The sequence below is a fragment of the bacterium genome (genome assembly GCA_030647005.1).
Taxonomy (GTDB): Bacteria; Patescibacteriota; Patescibacteriia; order JACPHY01; family JACPHY01; genus JAUSKG01.
Map to the genome: position 1 here is coordinate 57,983 of JAUSKG010000021.1, position 16,590 is coordinate 74,572.

At 63.0% G+C, this 16,590-nt stretch carries 18 protein-coding genes and 3 tRNA genes; 17 read left to right on the forward strand and 4 right to left on the reverse strand.

All coding sequences use genetic code 11. The features are described from left to right. The first annotated feature begins 132 nt into the window (after positions 1–132). The 12 genes from Q7S96_02555 to Q7S96_02610 all read left to right on the forward strand — a co-directional run bounded on the left by Q7S96_02555 (position 133) and on the right by Q7S96_02610 (position 8,435). Positions 133–276: a hypothetical protein gene (locus Q7S96_02555; protein MDO8463129.1), complete on the forward strand. Its 144-nt coding sequence runs from the start codon at positions 133–135 to the stop codon at positions 274–276. Between the two features lie 72 nt (positions 277–348). Continuing rightward, a complete protein-coding gene (locus Q7S96_02560; GenBank protein ID MDO8463130.1) occupies positions 349–2,934 on the forward strand; it encodes a cation-transporting P-type ATPase in 2,586 nt (861 codons plus the stop codon). Next, the gene (locus tag Q7S96_02565) at positions 2,931–3,425 is read left to right on the forward strand and encodes a YbaK/EbsC family protein (protein MDO8463131.1); all 495 of its coding nucleotides are present in this window, start codon (positions 2,931–2,933) and stop codon (positions 3,423–3,425) included. The genes Q7S96_02560 and Q7S96_02565 overlap by 4 nt, the downstream gene beginning before the upstream one ends. A 24-nt stretch (positions 3,426–3,449) precedes the next feature. Beyond that, positions 3,450–4,043, forward strand: coding sequence for a YbaK/EbsC family protein (locus Q7S96_02570; GenBank protein ID MDO8463132.1), 594 nt, complete (start codon positions 3,450–3,452; stop codon positions 4,041–4,043). 12 nt (positions 4,044–4,055) lie between these two features. Continuing rightward, on the forward strand, positions 4,056–4,763 hold the full coding sequence (locus Q7S96_02575; protein ID MDO8463133.1) for a segregation/condensation protein A: 708 nt from the start codon (positions 4,056–4,058) through the stop codon (positions 4,761–4,763). A gap of 14 nt (positions 4,764–4,777) precedes the next feature. Continuing rightward, on the forward strand, positions 4,778–5,380 hold the full coding sequence (locus tag Q7S96_02580) for an SMC-Scp complex subunit ScpB (protein ID MDO8463134.1): 603 nt from the start codon (positions 4,778–4,780) through the stop codon (positions 5,378–5,380). 196 nt (positions 5,381–5,576) lie between these two features. Continuing rightward, entirely contained in the window at positions 5,577–6,512 is a 936-nt protein-coding gene (locus Q7S96_02585) for a serine hydrolase (protein MDO8463135.1), read from the forward strand. Between the two features lie 9 nt (positions 6,513–6,521). Continuing rightward, on the forward strand, positions 6,522–7,163 hold the full coding sequence (locus Q7S96_02590; protein ID MDO8463136.1) for a VTT domain-containing protein: 642 nt from the start codon (positions 6,522–6,524) through the stop codon (positions 7,161–7,163). A gap of 68 nt (positions 7,164–7,231) precedes the next feature. Then, the gene (locus Q7S96_02595; GenBank protein MDO8463137.1) at positions 7,232–7,444 is read left to right on the forward strand and encodes a FliM/FliN family flagellar motor switch protein; all 213 of its coding nucleotides are present in this window, start codon (positions 7,232–7,234) and stop codon (positions 7,442–7,444) included. 111 nt (positions 7,445–7,555) lie between these two features. Beyond that, positions 7,556–7,629 (forward strand) — tRNA-Met (locus Q7S96_02600). Between the two features lie 77 nt (positions 7,630–7,706). Next, positions 7,707–7,778 (forward strand) — tRNA-Met (locus tag Q7S96_02605). Between the two features lie 168 nt (positions 7,779–7,946). Continuing rightward, a complete protein-coding gene (locus Q7S96_02610; protein MDO8463138.1) occupies positions 7,947–8,435 on the forward strand; it encodes a hypothetical protein in 489 nt (162 codons plus the stop codon). Positions 8,436–8,487: 52 nt separating this feature from the next. Here the strand turns inward: Q7S96_02610 and Q7S96_02615 are convergent. Further along, positions 8,488–8,571 (reverse strand) — tRNA-Leu (locus tag Q7S96_02615). A gap of 70 nt (positions 8,572–8,641) precedes the next feature. On the opposite strand from Q7S96_02615, the gene Q7S96_02620 reads away from it, so the two are divergent. Together Q7S96_02620 and Q7S96_02625 are read left to right on the forward strand one after the other, a co-directional pair. Continuing rightward, entirely contained in the window at positions 8,642–9,403 is a 762-nt protein-coding gene (locus tag Q7S96_02620; protein MDO8463139.1) for an AAA family ATPase, read from the forward strand. A 90-nt stretch (positions 9,404–9,493) separates the two neighbouring features. Next, positions 9,494–10,378, forward strand: coding sequence for a ParB/RepB/Spo0J family partition protein (locus Q7S96_02625; protein ID MDO8463140.1), 885 nt, complete (start codon positions 9,494–9,496; stop codon positions 10,376–10,378). A 70-nt stretch (positions 10,379–10,448) separates the two neighbouring features. On the opposite strand, the gene Q7S96_02630 is transcribed toward Q7S96_02625, so the two are convergent. Further along, on the reverse strand, positions 10,449–11,954 hold the full coding sequence (locus tag Q7S96_02630) for a RelA/SpoT family protein (protein MDO8463141.1): 1,506 nt from the start codon (positions 11,952–11,954) through the stop codon (positions 10,449–10,451). 97 nt (positions 11,955–12,051) lie between these two features. Then, positions 12,052–13,257, reverse strand: coding sequence for a hypothetical protein (locus Q7S96_02635; protein MDO8463142.1), 1,206 nt, complete (start codon positions 13,255–13,257; stop codon positions 12,052–12,054). 512 nt (positions 13,258–13,769) lie between these two features. On the opposite strand from Q7S96_02635, the gene Q7S96_02640 reads away from it, so the two are divergent. Further along, a complete protein-coding gene (locus tag Q7S96_02640; GenBank protein ID MDO8463143.1) occupies positions 13,770–14,708 on the forward strand; it encodes a hypothetical protein in 939 nt (312 codons plus the stop codon). A gap of 242 nt (positions 14,709–14,950) precedes the next feature. Here Q7S96_02640 and Q7S96_02645 read toward each other — a convergent pair whose 3' ends face one another. After that, positions 14,951–15,478 carry a hypothetical protein gene (locus Q7S96_02645; protein ID MDO8463144.1) on the reverse strand — a complete coding sequence of 176 codons (528 nt, stop codon included), beginning with the start codon at positions 15,476–15,478 and terminating at the stop codon, positions 14,951–14,953. Between the two features lie 198 nt (positions 15,479–15,676). On the opposite strand from Q7S96_02645, the gene Q7S96_02650 reads away from it, so the two are divergent. Further along, positions 15,677–15,925 carry a hypothetical protein gene (locus tag Q7S96_02650; protein MDO8463145.1) on the forward strand — a complete coding sequence of 83 codons (249 nt, stop codon included), beginning with the start codon at positions 15,677–15,679 and terminating at the stop codon, positions 15,923–15,925. A 6-nt stretch (positions 15,926–15,931) separates the two neighbouring features. After that, a complete protein-coding gene (locus Q7S96_02655; protein MDO8463146.1) occupies positions 15,932–16,282 on the forward strand; it encodes a hypothetical protein in 351 nt (116 codons plus the stop codon). The last annotated feature ends 308 nt before the right edge of the window (positions 16,283–16,590 follow it).

A 16,590-nucleotide genomic window follows, 5' to 3' on the forward strand; every position in this document is an offset into this window, starting at 1 on the left:
TGCCATACTGCATGGAGGTCTTTAGACAAGGAGGAGCTCGTGGGAAGAATGATGTACAGGGTGCTTGGTATCTCGGGCGCGATGCTTTCGCTCGCGCATGCTGATCCCGGACTCGTGGCTGCGGATCCCCATATGAGGGTCAGTCCGGCGAGCCAGTGGATGTTCTTCGCCCTCCTCGTCGCAGTGCTGGCCTTCGTCGCGTTCGTCGAGTACGTTTGCGAACGTCTCTCGTACTGGTGGGCGGGTCGCAGTCGCGCAGGCCATCGCCAGGCGTGAGCAACATCGCGCAGCACCCCGCTCCTCATCGGAGTGGGGTTTTTCGTTGTGGGTTTGGTACGATAGAGGACTATGGAGGCAAAACAACAAACCCTGAACGATGTCCTCGCGGCACTCGGTACGGATGGGAGCGGCCTCACCGAGGGCGAGGTCATTCGTCGTCGGCAGCGATTTGGGTGCAACGTGCTGTCGGAGCGCGCGCGGCCGGGTGCGCTCGCGCACGCGGTTCATGAGCTCAAGAACCCCATTCTCATCGTGCTCGCGGTAGCGGCGATTGCCGCGATCGCGTTCGGCGAGCGGGTGGATGGTCTCTTCATCCTCGCCACACTCGTGATCACCGCGGGGTTTGGTATGGTCATGGCACTCCGTGCGGAGCGCGCGCTCGATGCACTCCGGGGATTCCTCCACCCGAAGGCGATCGTGGTGCGGGGTGGTCACGAGGTCGCGGTGGACACGGAGGAGCTCGTGCCGGGCGACCTTCTCCTCCTGCGGCGCGGGATGCGCATTCCCGCGGACGCGCGCACCATCGAGGCGCGATCGCTCGAGGTGGATGAATCCATGCTCACGGGAGAGAGTGTGCCGGTACAGAAGACGACACTCGGCGGAACAGGGGAGCACGAGACACTCTCCCAGGGCACCCTCGTGGTTGAGGGGCAGGGCGTTGCGGTGGTGACGGCGATCGGGGCGGAGACGACATTCGCGAGTATTGCCGCATCGCTCACCGAGGAGCGCGAGCGCACGCCGCTCCAGGAGCAGCTTGCACAGTTCGCCCGCGTCGTCGCCATCGTCGTGACGGTCGCGGCGGTGACGCTCTCCGCCATCGGCATCGCGCGGGGGCTCGATGCAGGTGAGATGCTCGCGACGGCGATCGCGGTCGCAGTTGCCGCGGTGCCCGAGGGCCTCGCGGTTGCCATCACCGCCATTCTCGCGGTGGGGACCGTCCGCCTCGCGCGCAAGCAGTGCCTCGTGCGACGCATCATCGCGGCTGAGACGCTGGGGTCGGTCACCATCATCCTCACGGATAAGACAGGGACGCTCACCGAGGGTCGCATGCGCACCGTGGCGGTTCACCTCGTGGACGGCGGCGTGGGCGAGGTGCGCGTAGAACCCGGCATGGCGTGCGTCGAGGCGTGCGAGCGCATGATGGTCGCTGCGGCGATCGGCACCGAGGTGTCCATCGCAAACCCTGAGGCCGCGCCATCGGACTGGGAGTATTTGGGGTCTTCCACCGAGGCCGCACTCGTCAGTGCCGCAGGTACGGCGGGGGTTGATGTGTTGCGCACGCGCGCGGCGACGACCATCCTCGATCGCCTCCCGTTCTCCGTCGAGCGGAAGTACTCGGCAACATTGATCCAGCGCGCGAGCACGGAGCTCATCATATTGGGCGCGCCAGAGTACGTCACCCACGCACCGCTCCCGCAGCGCATCCTCGAGGAGCTCGACGTGCGTGCGCGCGAGGGCTTCCGCATCGTCGCGGCTGCGGGCACGCCGGTGTCCAAAAAAATGACGCGCATCGCGGACCTCGGTGACGATCTCGTGGACGGCGCAGTGCTCCTCGGCCTCTTCTTCATCCGCGATCCGCTTCGGCAAGATGCTGCCCGTGCGATTGCCGCGGCGCAGCAAGCGGGCGTGCGGACGATCATGGTGACTGGAGATCACCCCGCCACCGCGAAGCGTATTGCCGAGGACGCAGGCCTTGCGGCCGGTGAGCCGGTCGTCATGACCGGCACAGAGCTCGAGGGGCTCTCCGATACGGCACTCCACGAGCGCATCGCATCGGTGGATATCTTCGCGCGGACGTCGCACGCGCAGAAGGCGCGGCTCGTTGCCGCCTGGCGTGCGCGTGGCGAGGCGGTCGCGGTGACCGGCGACGGTGTGAACGATGCTCCAGCACTCGCGGCGGCGGACATCGGCATCGCGATGGGGTCGGGCACGGATGTCTCCCGCGAAGCGGCGGACCTCGTCCTCCTCGACAACAAGTACGAGACCATCGTCGAGGGTATCCGTGGCGGGCGCGCGATGTGGGACAATATCCGGAAGACGGCGAACTACCTCCTCATCTCCGGCTTCACCGAGCTCCTCCTCGTGGGCGTGTCCGTCTTCACCGGTTTGCCGCTCCTCATACTCCCCGCGCAGATCCTCTGGGTGAATCTCCTGGAGGACACCCTGCCGGCGGCGGCGCTCGCGTTTGAGCCACCCGAGTCCGGCATCATGGACGAGCCGCCGCGCAAGCGATCCGCGTCGCTCTTTGATCCCGAGATGCGCGCGTTCGTGTTCGGCGTGGGCCTGGTGACCGACATCTTCCTCATCGGCGCAGGGTTCGCGCTCTACCACATCACCGGTGACCTCGATCTCACGCGCACGATTGTCTTTGGTGCACTCGCCGCGAATTCCCTCTTCGTCATCTTCGCGGTTCGGTCGCGTCGTCGCCCGATCTGGCGCACGCGTCCCTGGGAGAACCCCGCGCTCCTCATCGCGATTGCCATTGCGATTGCACTCCTTCTCTTTGGGCTCCTCGCGCCTGCGGTTCGGCCGCTCTTGCGTACGGTGCATATTCCCCTTTGGGGGTGGGGTATCATCATCGGCCTCAGCGTCGTAAACCTCGTTGCCGTGGAGGCAGTGAAAGCAGTATTCCGTATGCGTCGCTCTCCCGTATGAATCACCCCAATCCCTACGCGTGCATTGTGGCCAAGCTCGAACGTGCAGGTGTGACGTTCAAGCAGCACGAGCACGCGCCGGTGCGCACCTCGCAGGAGGCCGCAACGATCCGTGGTACGAGCATTGAAGAAGGTGCGAAGGCACTCGTGTGTCATGTGGATAAGTCACGCTACGTGCTCGCGGTGCTCTCCGCCGCGTTCCAGGCGGACCTCCCCGCCCTCCGGCGGAAGCTCGGGGCGAAGAAGCTCGCACTCGCGTCGCCAGAGGAGGTGCTGCGGGAGACGGGGTGCGAGGTGGGTGGCGTGCCACCGTTCGGTTCGTGTATCGGTCTCATGACGTACTGTGACCCCTCACTCCGCGCGCACGAGCATATCTCCTTCAACGCCGGCCTCCGGACGCACTCCATCGTCATGCGTTTTGTGGATTACCTCGCCATTGAACAGCCCACCGTCACTCCATTCGCCAAACAGGTGCCTGGCGCGGTACAATAGAGTCCAGTTCTTCTCCCACCATCTATGATCTCCAAACGTCTTCTCAATCACCTCGATAAGCGGGGTATCGCCTATGCGGTTGTGCCGCACCGGAAGGTCTTCACCGCGTTTGATCTGGCGCAGACCTTGGATGCGGATCCCAAGCACGTCGCGAAGACCGTCCTCGTCCGCGCGGATCGTGACCTCGTGCTCGTGAGTGTTCCGGCACACAGTCGGTTGGACTTCGCGCGGATGAAGAAGGTGCTCGGCGCGAAGCAGGTGACGCTCGCGTCGGAGCGGGCGATGGAGCAGCTGAAGATCAAGGAGGGGACGACACCACCGTTCGCATCGTTCTTCAAGATCGCCTGCGTGCTCGACAGCGGATTGGCGAAGTGCAAGACGATGCTCTGCCGATCTGGCAGTCACACGGAATCGCTCGACTGCTCCGTTGCGAACTACATTGCGAGCGAGGAACCGACGATTGCGAAAGTGAGCGAGCGCGCGAAGCGAGCACCGGCGAAGCGGCGTGCGCCTGTAAAAGCGAAGCGTGCACCGGCGAAAGCGAAGCGGACGACCGCGAAGCGTCCCACGAAGCGGAAGGCGGTCCGCAGGAAGCCCGCAGCGCGGAAGCGGTCGTAGTACGCGGGACGCATGCGCCCCGCGCTCCAGCCATTCGACGGGCCGCTCGACCTCCTCCTGCGCCTCATTGAGCAGGAGGAGCTCGACATCACCACCGTGGCGCTCGCTGGGGTGTGCGAGTCGTACCTCGCGCACCTCAAGCAGGTGGAGCAACGGACGCCGGAAGCCGTGGCGGATTTCCTCGTCATTGCGGCGAAGCTCCTCTACCTCAAGTCGCTCGTCCTCCTGCCCGAGGCGGAGGGCGACGCGGAGGAGGACGAGACGGGACTCGCGGCGCAGCTCCGCATCTACCGCGCGTTCGCGGAGGCGGCAACGGGTATCGCCGAGCAGTTCAGCGTGTCTCCACGGATGCACCCGAGCGCGCGGGTGCCGGTGATCGTACCATCATTTCTCCCGCCGAAGCGCGTTGACCTCGCAATGCTCGGGCAGGTCATGGTGCACCTCATCGCGGAGCTCGAGCCCATCGTGCGGATCCCGAAGGCGACGATCGGTCGCACCATCTCCATTGAGGATCGCATTGCAGAGTTGCGGGCGCTCGTCGCGGCGCGTTCCCGCGTGACACTCCACGACGTGCTCCGCGGGCGAACGGGACGTCGGGAACAGATCGTCTCGTTCCTCGCGGTTCTTGAGCTCGTCCGGCAGCAGGAGGTTGTCGCAATCCAGTCCTCGCAGTTCTCCCCGATTGCCATCGAGCGTTCCTCGGATGGACGCTCGCGTTGAACATGGCCATAGCTATGTCGAAAGATACCGCACCCACCATTGACCTCCACCGCGCGCTCGAGACCATCCTCTTCCTGTCCGGCAAGCCGCTCACGATGAAGAAGATCGCGGTGCTCCTCGGGAGCGATCTCCAGACCGCACGGGATGCCGTCGCTGCGTTCCAGACGACATGGAATGCGCGCGGCGGTGGAACGATGGTCGCGGCGACGGAGGAGCAAGTGCAGCTCGTCTCCCACCCGGATTGCCAGGCCATCGCGGAGACGATAGCGAGCGACGAGGTGCGCGGTGAGCTCACCCGTCCGCAGCTCGAAGCGCTCACGGTCGTCGCGTACCGCGGCCCGATCACGAAGGCGGAGCTCGAGCACATCCGCGGTGTCCACTGCGGACTCATCATCCGAAACCTCCTCATGCGCGGACTCATCGTGAGCGCGCGCGATCGCGCACGTGGCGAGGATATCTTCACGGTGTCGATGGATTTCCTCCGTCACCTCGGCATCGCGGATCTCCGCGAGCTCACGGACTACGAGCGGCTCCACAACGACGCGATCATCCGCGAGTACCTCGCCATGGCGCACGGCGAGGAGGGCGGTGAAGTGGTCGCGGCACCGCCGGTCTGAGCTCCATCTCCCTCTCGTCATTTCGAGCGAAGTGAGCGCACGGGCGAACGAAGTCGAGAAATCTCATATGGAGATCTCTCCGCTCTCTGTTGCGGAGCCTGCCCTGAGCGAGTCCGCGAGTCGAACGGGGTCGAGATGACGAAATATAGTGGACGATAAAATAGGAACGCGTAAACGATGCTCGTGATGCTCACCTATGGGTCTCTTCTTCGCCATTCTCTTTGTCGCATTCAGCTCCTGGAGTGCGCATCCGGCGCTCGCAGAGCCCCTGTCCGTAGGACCTGCTCCTGCGATCGTTGCGACGAGCCCACGCATCCCGACGCGGATCGCGGCGGCGAACGGCGAGCCGGAGGAACTGGGCCCGGTGCTCACCGCGCAGAGTGCGGCGGTGCTCGATGCGGACTCCGGCGTGCTCCTCTGGGGCAAGCAGCCGTACGCGGTGCGCCCGCTCGCGAGTATCACGAAGCTCCTCACGGCGATCGCGTACGTCGAGGTACGCGACGATCGCGACGGCGTGTCGCAGGTACAGATCGTCGCTGACGACATTCCAGAGGAAGGGAACACCATCGTGGAGTCGGACGACATCTTTGCGGTGCACGACCTCCTGGCTGCGATGCTCATCCGTTCCGACAACGGCGCGGCGCGTGCGCTCGCGCGGAGCGACGGCGCGTTGGTGTCCGGCGATGCGCAGGAACGCACCGCGCGACGGCTTGGCCTCCGGTCGGTGCGCGTCACCGATCCCGCAGGCCTTCGCTCCGACAACCGCGGTACCGCAGTGGATGCCGCGCGCCTACTCGCTGCTGCGCTCGCGGAGGACCCCCTCCGATCGCTGCTCGCGACCGCACGGACCACCGTTGACGCGCATCGCGATGGTCGTCGCGCGTTGCCAATCGTCACGACGAACGCGCTCCTCACGGACGGCCGCGAGCACTCCTATACGCTCATCGGCGGAAAGACCGGCTACCTCGACGAGGCGGGGTACAATTTTGTCATCGAGGTGGAGCGCGATGGCGCGACGATCGTCGTCGCGGTGCTCGGTGCCGCGACGCACCTCGATCGGTTTCGCGACGTCGGCGTGCTCGCGGACTGGATTTTTCAACATTTCGACTGGTCGGAAGCACAGCCCGGGTAGCGCGAGCGTATGGACATCCTTAACCTCATCACCGGTGCCGGCCTCATCGGCATTACCCTCGTGATCTTCGCGGAGTCCGGACTCCTCATTGGGTTCTTCTTCCCGGGGGACTCGCTCCTGTTCACCGCGGGCGTCCTGGCATCAACCGGCGTGTTCAGCATATGGTGGTTGCTCGCGCTCGCGACGGTCGCGGCGATCGTCGGTGACAGCGTAGGGTACGCGTTCGGCCGCCACGTTGGCGCGCGACTCTTCACGCGTCGGCACTCAATTTTTTTTCACCCGGAACACATCGAGCGTTCCAAGCGTTTCTTTGAGAAGCACGGGTCGAAGGCCATCGTCCTCGCGCGCTTCATGCCCGTCGTACGCACGTTCACGCCGATGCTCGCTGGTGTGGGTCGCATGCGCTACCCGACGTTCCTCCTCTACAATGTCATCGGTGGCATCATCTGGGCGACCGGTGTGCCGTTTGCCGGATACGCCCTCGGGCAGCGTATTCCCAACATTGATCACTATCTCGCCCCCATCGTCATCGCGATCGTCCTCGCGTCCATTGCACCCGCTGCGTGGCACCTCCTCCGTGATCCCGCCGAGCGCGCGAAGGCGGCGGCGGGTCTCCGTGCCATTCGCGCGCGTATGCGGCGACGGGCTTGACGATGGGAGACAGTGGTGGTACGCTCTACGGGCGTGCTGCGTGCATGCGAACAACGGAGGAGGACGGCATGGCATTTGATTGGAATCGGAAGGAGTTCGATCTCTTTGATGACTTCGGTCTTGGTGAGGAGGGCATTCGTGCGCTCGATCCCGGAGACATCCTCGCAGCCCCCACGGCGATTCGTATCACGAGTGGCGGGAAGACCGTCGCCTGGGGTGAGCTCATCGAGGTGAACGATGAGACCTATCTGCGCGTGACGCAGATCATCGGCCAGGAGTGACGTTCCCAGCAGGGAGGGCGCAACGCGCCCTCCCATTCCCTTCTCCAGTGGTGCGATAGTTGACAAGATTGGTGCAATCATCCACACTACAAGCATGGAGGATCGCTGTAGAGCGGGGTGGAGCAGTTTGGCAGCTCGCCAGGCCCATAACCTGGAGGTCGTCGGTTCAAATCCGACCCCCGCCATGAAAAGTGCCCCACTTCGCGTGGGGTGTTTTTCGTTGTTGACGCACCATGTATCCTATGGCATCGTAAATGACTACGGCGGGGTAGCTCAGTGGTAGAGCAGCGGACTCATAAGCCGTTGGTCGCGGGTTCAACCCCCGCCCCCGCTAGTTTGTAGCATCCGACAGGTTATATCGATGGTGCCTCTATAAAAGTGTGTCATTGCGAGCCGAGTCCTCGAGGCGCGGCAATCCCGGCCACTTGGTTCTGCGGGATTGCCACGTCGAGGACTCCTCGCAATGACAGCAAAAAAATCCGCAGAGGTCCCCGATTTTTCTATGCTCCTCACCATGCACGCGGCAACTGGTGCGCTCGCCGGTGAACTCTCCCCCAATGCGCTCACTGCGTTCGCGCTTGGATTCCTGTCGCACTTCCTCCTGGACATGTTCCCGCATGGCGATCGTGGGATTGCGCATGCGACGAAGGCAACGGGGAAAGCGCGACGATTCTACCTCCTCCTCGCGGTGGACATCGGCGCGAGCATCGCCATCTTCTTCCCTGCGTTCGCGCTGGGGAAGTTTGAGCACCCGCTCTACGCGTACATCGGCATGCTCGCGGGGCTCCTCCCCGACCTCATCGTGGCCATCCCTGAGTACGCGCTCTACGTGAAGAAGGAGTACCGCGTGCGCCTCCACTGGTTCTACAAGTTCCACGTCTACGTCCACGATCAGCTCATCAAGCATTTCAACGGCATGCCACTCAAGGTGGGCATCGCATTCCAAGTGGTGCTCCTCGTCCTCATCTGGAAGTACTGGCCATCGTCGTAGCGTGGGTATTTTCGGTAACGCAAAACACTCCCATCAGCGGGAGTGTTTTGCATGCCGCGGGAGGGGATCGAACCCTCATGACCTTGCGGCCACAGGAGTTTGAGTCCTGCGCGTCTGCCGGTTCCGCCACCGCGGCGTAGCGTTATTGTACCAGAGTGCCACGATCCATGGTACGATGGATATCTCGCATACGCTTGCAGCTCACTATGGCACAGGTCGTCGCGATCGTCAATCAGAAGGGTGGGGTGGGGAAGACGACAACCGCGCTCTCCCTCGCGAGCTTCCTCGCGGAGCACGGGAAGTTCGTTCTCCTCATTGATATGGACCCGCAGGCCAATGCCGCCTCGGGCTTGGGCATTGACTACCGGAGCGTGTCGCGCGGCGTCTACGAAGTCCTCTCGGGGGACTGTCGGCCGCGGGAGGCCGTTGTTGTGACAGCGCAGGAGGGGCTCCACTGCATGCCGTCATCGCCCGCGCTCGCGGGGGCGAACATCGAGCTCGTCTCCGTCGAGCGGCGCGAGTTTCAGCTCGCCGACGCGCTCGTGGAGCTCCGCAATAGCTACGACATCATCCTCATTGACTGCCCGCCGTCGCTTGGCCTCCTCACGCTCAACGCCCTCTGCGCGGCAGATCAAGTTCTCATTCCGGTGCAGGCCGAGTACTACGCGCTCGAGGGGTTGGGGCAACTCATGGAGACGATCGAGCTTGTGCGCAAGCAGCTCCGGCCGGAACTCCGCGTGCTCGGTGCCGTCATTACGATGTACGAGGGACGCCTCCGCCTCTCGAACGACGTCCTCGAGGAGCTCTACCGACACTTCCCGAACCGCGTCTTCCGGTCGGTCATCCCGCGGAACGTCCGCCTCGCCGAGGCACCGTCCCACGGGCTGCCGATCACGCGGTACGATCCTCGTTCGCGCGGGGCGCGGGCGTACGAGAAGCTGACGGAGGAACTGTTGCAGTGCCTGTGAGGAGATCGCTGCGCAGATCGCATAGATGATGCGCTGATGATAGCACTTGAGAATTGAGATTGCGAGCGTCGCTCGCCTGTTGTACGAGGTATGACCATCCGTCAACGTGGGCTCGGCAGAGGACTCTCTGCGCTCATCCCCAGCGTTCCGCCAGCGGCCTTAGAACCGCAGCAGCGCAGCACCTCGGGCATGCTCGTGGTGCCGCCGGAGCAGATCCTCCCCAACCCCATGCAGCCGCGGCGGGATTTCCCACCCGCGGAGCTTGACGCACTCGCAGCGTCCATCCGCGCGCACGGCATCCTCCAGCCGCTCGTGGTCTCTCGACGCACCGATGGCCGGTATGAGCTCATCGCGGGGGAACGTCGCTTGCGCGCATCGCGGCGCGCGGGACTCGTCACCGTCCCCATCGTTATCCGTGACGGTGTCGTAGATGACCGGACGAAGCTCGAGCTCGCCATTGTGGAGAACGTCCAGCGCGAGCACCTCAACGCGATTGATCGCGCGCTCGCGTACGAGCAGCTCGCGGAGGAGTTCGGGCTCACGCACGAGCAGATCGCCGAGCGCGTCGGCGTTGCACGTCCGAGCATCACGCACGTCCTCCGGCTCCTCGCGCTCCCCGAAGATATGCGGCAGGCGGTGCGCGACGGGCGGGTCTCCGAGGGGCACGCGAAGGTGCTCCTCGGCATCGCGGACCCCGCGGAGCAGCGCGCGTGGTTCCTCCGCATCCTCGAGGGTGGACTCTCGGTTGCACAGGCGGCACGGGAGACGCCGCGCAAGCGGCTAGCCCCGCGATCTCCTCGCGCGGCGACCGGTACGGCATCCGATCCCAACCTCCGCGCGAAAGCGCTCGCGCTCCAGCAACGCCTTGGCGCGAAGGTGCGCATCGAGGCGAACGCGAGCGGCGGCGGGACGATTGCCATCACGTACACCGACCGTGAGGAGCTCGACGGTATCGTCCAGACCATCACCGCATGAGCACGCAGCGAATACGTCGCGCCGAACGGCGCGACGTATTCGCATGTCAGTACTGCGGTGGAGTGGCATCTCACCGCGCGGCGTGGTGGCGGAGTTGCACGCGGAGTGCCTCTTTGATCTTCGAGCGCGCGTGCGTCGTGCGCACGATGTGGAGCCAGTCCTGGCTCGGCCCCTTGCGCTTGGGGTCGGTGATGATCTCGACGATGTCGCCGCTGTTGAGTGGTCGGTCGAGGGGGTGGAGCGCGGCGTGTCCGTTGACGCGCGCGCCGATTGTGCGGTTGCCGACGTCGGTATGGATTTGGTACGCGAAGTCGAGTGGCGTCGCTCCCTCGGGGAGGTCAATGACATCGCCGCGGGGTGTGAAGAGGAGGATGCGATCGCGGAAGACCTCTGTCTTGAGACCGGCGAGGAAGTCGTGGGGATCGTCCACGGATCGCTGCCAGTGGATGAGGGAGTCCACCCACGCGACCTGCTTGTTCGGCGCGTGGTACGTGCCGCGCTCGTGGTACCTCCAGGCCGCCGCCGCGCCCCACTCCGCCTCCTCGTGCATCTGCGGCGTTCGGATTTGGAACTCGACATACGCGCCGTCATCGGTGACGACCGTCGTGTGGATGGAGTGGTAGCCGTTCATTTTTGGGTTCGCGATGTAGTCCTTTATGCGCCCCCTCACCGGCTTCCAATGCTGGTGAATCGCGCTGAGGACGGCGTAGCATGTCGTGATATCCTCAATGATCACGCGGAGTGCGACTATGTCATAGATACGCGTGATGTCTCGCTCGTGGAGTTGGAGTTTTTTGTATAAGCTATACTTCCCTTTCATGCGTGCGGAGGTCCCAATGATGCGAATGCCGCCCTGCGTGAGGAGCTCGGTGAGCGTCGTGCGGAGCGCGGTGCACTGCGCGCGTCGCTCATCGTATGTTTCTGCGATGAGCGTGTTGACCCACGCGGCATCGTCTGGTGCGATGAACGGAAACGCGAGGTCCTCGAGCTGTGTCTTGATTTCCATCATGCCGAGCCGGTTCGCAATCGGCGCATGAATCTCCAAGCTCTCCTGCGCAATGCGGAGCCGTTTGTGCTCGGGGACGTATGTGAGAGTTTCGAGGTTGTGGATGCGGTCGCAGAACTTAATGATGATGACGCGGATGTCCTGCGCCATTGCGACGAACATCTTCCGGAGGTTCTCGATGTAGCGCTGCTCGCCATGGAGACGCACCGTGCCGATTTTCGTGACACCGTCCACGAGGAAGGCGATGTCTTCTCCAAATCGTTCGCGTACGCGCGCGATCGGTATGCCCGCGTCCTCTACGACATCGTGGAGGAGGCCGGCAGCGATGATCGTCGCGTCGAGTCGCATTTCCGCAAGTTGCTGGGCAGCACCGATCGGATGGATGATGTAGGGATCGCCAGAGCAGCGTTGCTTCCCCGCGTGTGCCGCTGCGGCAAAGGCGTACGCGCGCTCGATGAGCGCGGTAGCTTCCGGCGTGCAGTACGCGGCGACGGTCGCGCGGAGCTTCGCGAGGTCGCCGCGCTCGACCGGGCGTGCAGGCGTGGGTGTCGGCACGTTGGAATCAACCATGTACCGCAAGGATACCGCTCGACGTGCGACCTGTCAAAGTGTCGCGCGTGCATGAAAACGCGGGACGATAGGAGTATCGTCCCGCGTTGCGTGCATCTCACCCATTGATGTGTCCGCGGCGTACCTTGAGGAGGTGCTGTTGACAGAGTCGTGCGGCGTGTTTCCAGTCCACGCCGGTATGCTCCTTTGGGAAGCAGTGGCGGAAGAAGAGCGCGATGAGCTGGCGGAGGCGATAGAGGTACCAGTTCTCCGAGCCCTTCGAGCACCAGAGGTTTACGAAGTCCGGCGCGTCCATGAGTTGGAACTCCCACCGTGCGCCGGCGATGTCCGCGCACCACATGGTCACACGAAAGTTTCGCGCCGAGTACTGGTTCGGTCGTCGCTCGTTCGTGTGACCGTAGCGATCGAGGTACTGCGTGCGCGTGCGTTCGATGACCGGAAGTCGGTCGTAGAGATGCTGCTCGAACGCGCGCCGGTCATGCGACGAGCAGCACACGAAGCGGAATCCGAAGGGATCAGGAATCCGCATGGCGTTGAGCGTCCGCTCGCGGAGCATACGGAGGTAGATCGAGAATGGTCGCTTCACGCGGATGAAGACACCGACGGGCACCACGCGGTCCGCGAGCTGCACCGCCCGCATCGGCACATCCGGGAACGACTCGCTGATTGCGTGCGGGTGCGCTGCGACGATGGCGGGATCGAATCCCGCGGCGATGCACCGTTCGTGCCCGTTTCGGTTGCGTGCGTAGTGCAGTGGTAGGTGTTGCTCATCGGTCTCGAAGCACGGGTGTAGTGCTTTGAGTGCCGCGATGCGTATGAACTCGCGCTCCTCATACGACCACCCAAGTTCGTTGAGTCCCTGGATGATCTGCGCGAGGGAGAACACCTGTCTCGCGAAGGCGACATCACGCGCGCGGCTTGCGCGCTCGAGGATCCACGGGATGAAGCTCCCAATTTGCGTTGGCATTTCGGCGAGTCCTCGTGGTATGAGTTGCCGCTGAAGTTCGCGCGGGAGGTAGTCCGCGCAGACCTGCATGATCTCCGTGTGTGCTTCCTTCAGCGCTTGGTCAGCGATGGTCTCCGGCAGTCCCATTGGGATGCCGAGGAGTCGCTGGAAGACCTGCGGCGTTGTGTGAAGCTGATCGTTGCGCGGTGCACACATTTCCTGCGCGACCACGCCGATCGTTCCCATTCTCGCGGGTGGTATGCGGTGCGGCGTGATCGCTGCGTGCTCGAGCGGGTGCTCCGATGCCACGTCCAGTGGCCCGGCCGCATCCCGCGGACTCGAACCCTGTTGTGTCATCGTTTTCTCCTCTCGATCGTGGCACGTTCCTTCGTGTCGATGAGTGTGCGCGGATCCTTTGCCCTGTTCGTTGGTCGGGTTGTGAAGGTACGGTGCGCACCATGTTTTTCTTCCGCACGTTCTCCCTCCAGTGGGATGACTTACGTCATTTGTTTGTTTGAAGTATAGCTCAATCCAGACGCCTGTCAAGTATGCGCAAAAAATGTCGTGACTCCTGTCGTATCGCTCCATAGTGGGGAGGTAATCGCCTGAAATAACCGTGTGAATGCTCAGGGATATGCAAGAGTGCTTGACGGGGTCAAGACCCCCCCCTGCATGGAAGGGGTCTGACCCCGTGGGACTTAACCCCCATTATCCGTTCGTCGAGGCGCGCACCACCTCGCGCAAGCGTCCTAGCGGCTACACGAAACTTTTTATGGGAACGGGAGTGGTTTTCACGTTGTTGCTTGACGCAGTATCGGGGGGGTACTGTGGAAGTGTCATGGGGCGTATTCATCAACATGGAGGGATCTATGGGAGAACGATTCTTACCGCAGCATCTGGATAGCGAGGCGAAGCGCACGCAGACCGCGGGGTTGCCGCTCTTTGAGTGGGCACGATCCGAGCGCGTGCGCAAGGAGGGTAAGGAAGCGATTGCTTCCGAGATTGCTCATGATGAGCCGGATTACCGATACATTGCGGATACTGCGGCGATCCTCGCGGAGCGCGTGCCGATGATGCACGCAGAGGAGTCGGGGACCATTCCGGAGCAGGGTGTTGAGCCCGCGGAGACGCGCACCGTACGCGAGGATATTCGCGCACTCGTGGGTGACGAGGATTGGCAGTATTACGCATCGCATTTCCAGCAGGGTTTTTACGGCCCGCTCGACGATATTGCTGCTGCAGCGTTGCGTACCATTGATCCGGAACGATTTGATCGCGAAGTGTCTCCGAATGATCGCGAGCGATTGTGGGACGCGGCTCGGCATGACCTCGATGATCGTGTGGGTATGTCGCCCGGAGTGCGGATCGCGACGCTCCAACGGCTATGGCAGCTCGATTCCGATCGGTTTATGCGAGAGGTCAACGCCGATGGCAAAGAGTTTGATGACGCGCGTGATGCGATCGGTGCAGTGCTTGCAAATGAGCGTCCCTCATACATCCTTTCCTGTCTCGCTACGGCGAAGCGCATCTTTGGGCCGGAGGTGCTCGCACCACACGAGGAGACCATTCGCGCTCGTTGGGGCGAGTGGATGAACAATGCGCAGCGCATATATCAGAGCCATGCTCCTGAGGGAATATGGCAGATGGCATTGCTCCAGCAGATTGCACCGGAGGGGCACGAGCGACCTCATCCTTCGCGTGCGGCGTGGGAGCGGGCTCGAGAAGATCTCTCACATCGACCGGCGGCCTCGTCCATGGTTGATTTGATACACCTCATGACACTCGTTGATCTCGAATTTGGCGAGTGAGCAGTATGTGATGGTGTGGTACAGAGAAGCACCTCGGTTCATATGGGCCGAGGTGTTTTCTTTCCTGCGGTCTGCGTTGCTATGGGTGAGGTCCTTCGGCTTCGCCTCAGGACGACGCGGAGGAGGGAGCAGGGCGAAGGAGAGGGTGGCGAGGTGGGTGATGGTCGGGTACAAGTCCTGGTATGCAATGTCAATCAAAGTCATCCCCGATCCGTGGATCGGGGATGTACGCGTTGTGTGGTTTATGTCGGGCGCGTGAGCGCGCGGGCATCGGAGGGGCTGCGTGCGAGCACTCCGTCGCAGGTCGCGTGTTCGAGCGTGCGTACCATGCAGAGCAGGCCGAACGTCCCGGCGCGGATGCGCATTGCGACGATGCACTGCACGATGTCCAGCAGTGCGGCGTTGAGTATGTGCGCGAGTGCACGATCGTTCGGGGCGCGTTGTGCGATGCGCTCAATACAGTTCGGCACATCGGTGGATTCGTTCGGCACAAGCAGCGTGCGGAGTGTCTGCGCGTAGGTGCGCAGGGGCTCATCGAGGTTGCGGAGCAATGATGCGCGCGCACGCTCCGTGATCGTGAAATGTTGTCCGCAGGCGACGAGCTGCCCGTGCATCGCATCGAGGCAGTGGGCCTCGATGTCCGGGGTGAACTCGAACAGAGACGCAACGTTGAGCCCGCCATGTTCGGCTGCGTGCGCAGCGATCGTGCGGCCACGCGCGATTCCCGCCTTCACCACTTGCGCAACGCGTTCCGCGTTCTCCAGCGTCACACTGCCAGGTCTCGTACTCGTTCCGTGCAAGTTTCCTCCTCGCCACAAAGGGCTGTGGTCTATGGCAAGTATCGCTCGCGGAGCAGCGAACGTCAACCCCACTGGACATTGCACCTCGCGTGTGCTACATTGTGCCCGTGCAGCATTGACGCGGTTTTCGGTCGCACATTTCCAAAACCAAAAGCAAGGGAGAAGTCCATGAAGCGGATGTTTGTGGTGTTGTATGTGGTGATGCTTGCGCTCTTCGCTGTCGGATGTGACACGCGTTCGCAGAAAGATAGGCTTCGTGAGTGGGAGAAGGAGCAAGGGAACTTGGTGGTGGCCAACATGCACTATATACAGGACGCGCGTACCGGTTTGTGCTTCGCCCACGTCTTCAGAGAGTGGTCTCTCGCGACCGTTCCCTGCGAGGCGGTCCCTTCCCACCTGCTGCTCGTGGTGAGGTGAATTGCCATGCAATCAGCCCTCCTCGTCTCGGCGGCGATGCTGCTCTACGCGGTGCAGAACGTGGTCATCGAGCAGAAGTTCGTGCGGGTGCCGGTGGTAGTGCTGCTCGTCATCTGCTACGCGGTGATGCTGCCGCTCGCGCTCCTGCGCTTCTGGCATCTCAGGGGTGTTGCCGGTGCCGCAACGTTGCCAACTGGCACGCTCCTCGCGCTCGCGCTTGGGATGGGTGTCGTGTTGTTCCTCGCGGACTACTGCTCCATGGGCCTACGCCGCAGGCGGATCGCTCATGTCCATCACGGTCATCGCGATCCTGTTGCCGGTGTTCGCATCCATCGCGAAGTTCGCGTGGACGCATGAGCTGCCGAACGGCTACCAGCTCGCCGGCTACGCGCTCGCGGTCATCGCGATCGTTCTTGTTGGCAAAGGCGACGCGTAACGCACGAAAGAACCTCGGTCTTCGGACCGAGGTTCTTCCTTTTGAGGGGGGGTGTTGAGGGGGATGAGATTTCTCGACTCGCGGACTCGCTCGAAATGACGAGGGAGGATAGGACTCGCTCGAAATGACGAAGGAAGGTGGAACCCGCTCGAAATGACGAAGGAAGTTTGTTCCACCTCATTTACCGTCATCTCGACCAAGCGAGTCCTCGAGCGCGTGGAGAGATCTC

Bases quoted from the DNA above. Each gene is read 5' to 3' on its own strand.
- Q7S96_02560 (MDO8463130.1), top strand. From the start codon at position 349: ATGGAGGCAAAACAACAAACCCTGAACGATGTCCTCGCGGCACTCGGT.
- Q7S96_02630 (MDO8463141.1), bottom strand. From the start codon at position 11,954: ATGGTTGATTCCAACGTGCCGACACCCACGCCTGCACGCCCGGTCGAG.
- Q7S96_02570 (MDO8463132.1), top strand. From the start codon at position 3,450: ATGATCTCCAAACGTCTTCTCAATCACCTCGATAAGCGGGGTATCGCC.
- Q7S96_02640 (MDO8463143.1), top strand. From the start codon at position 13,770: ATGGGAGAACGATTCTTACCGCAGCATCTGGATAGCGAGGCGAAGCGC.
- Q7S96_02565 (MDO8463131.1), top strand. From the start codon at position 2,931: ATGAATCACCCCAATCCCTACGCGTGCATTGTGGCCAAGCTCGAACGT.
- Q7S96_02580 (MDO8463134.1), top strand. From the start codon at position 4,778: ATGTCGAAAGATACCGCACCCACCATTGACCTCCACCGCGCGCTCGAG.
- Q7S96_02590 (MDO8463136.1), top strand. From the start codon at position 6,522: ATGGACATCCTTAACCTCATCACCGGTGCCGGCCTCATCGGCATTACC.
- Q7S96_02620 (MDO8463139.1), top strand. From the start codon at position 8,642: ATGGCACAGGTCGTCGCGATCGTCAATCAGAAGGGTGGGGTGGGGAAG.
- Q7S96_02575 (MDO8463133.1), top strand. From the start codon at position 4,056: ATGCGCCCCGCGCTCCAGCCATTCGACGGGCCGCTCGACCTCCTCCTG.
- Q7S96_02635 (MDO8463142.1), bottom strand. From the start codon at position 13,257: ATGACACAACAGGGTTCGAGTCCGCGGGATGCGGCCGGGCCACTGGAC.
- Q7S96_02585 (MDO8463135.1), top strand. From the start codon at position 5,577: ATGGGTCTCTTCTTCGCCATTCTCTTTGTCGCATTCAGCTCCTGGAGT.
- Q7S96_02655 (MDO8463146.1), top strand. From the start codon at position 15,932: ATGCAATCAGCCCTCCTCGTCTCGGCGGCGATGCTGCTCTACGCGGTG.
- Q7S96_02595 (MDO8463137.1), top strand. From the start codon at position 7,232: ATGGCATTTGATTGGAATCGGAAGGAGTTCGATCTCTTTGATGACTTC.
- Q7S96_02625 (MDO8463140.1), top strand. From the start codon at position 9,494: ATGACCATCCGTCAACGTGGGCTCGGCAGAGGACTCTCTGCGCTCATC.
- Q7S96_02555 (MDO8463129.1), top strand. From the start codon at position 133: ATGAGGGTCAGTCCGGCGAGCCAGTGGATGTTCTTCGCCCTCCTCGTC.
- Q7S96_02650 (MDO8463145.1), top strand. From the start codon at position 15,677: ATGAAGCGGATGTTTGTGGTGTTGTATGTGGTGATGCTTGCGCTCTTC.
- Q7S96_02610 (MDO8463138.1), top strand. From the start codon at position 7,947: ATGCTCCTCACCATGCACGCGGCAACTGGTGCGCTCGCCGGTGAACTC.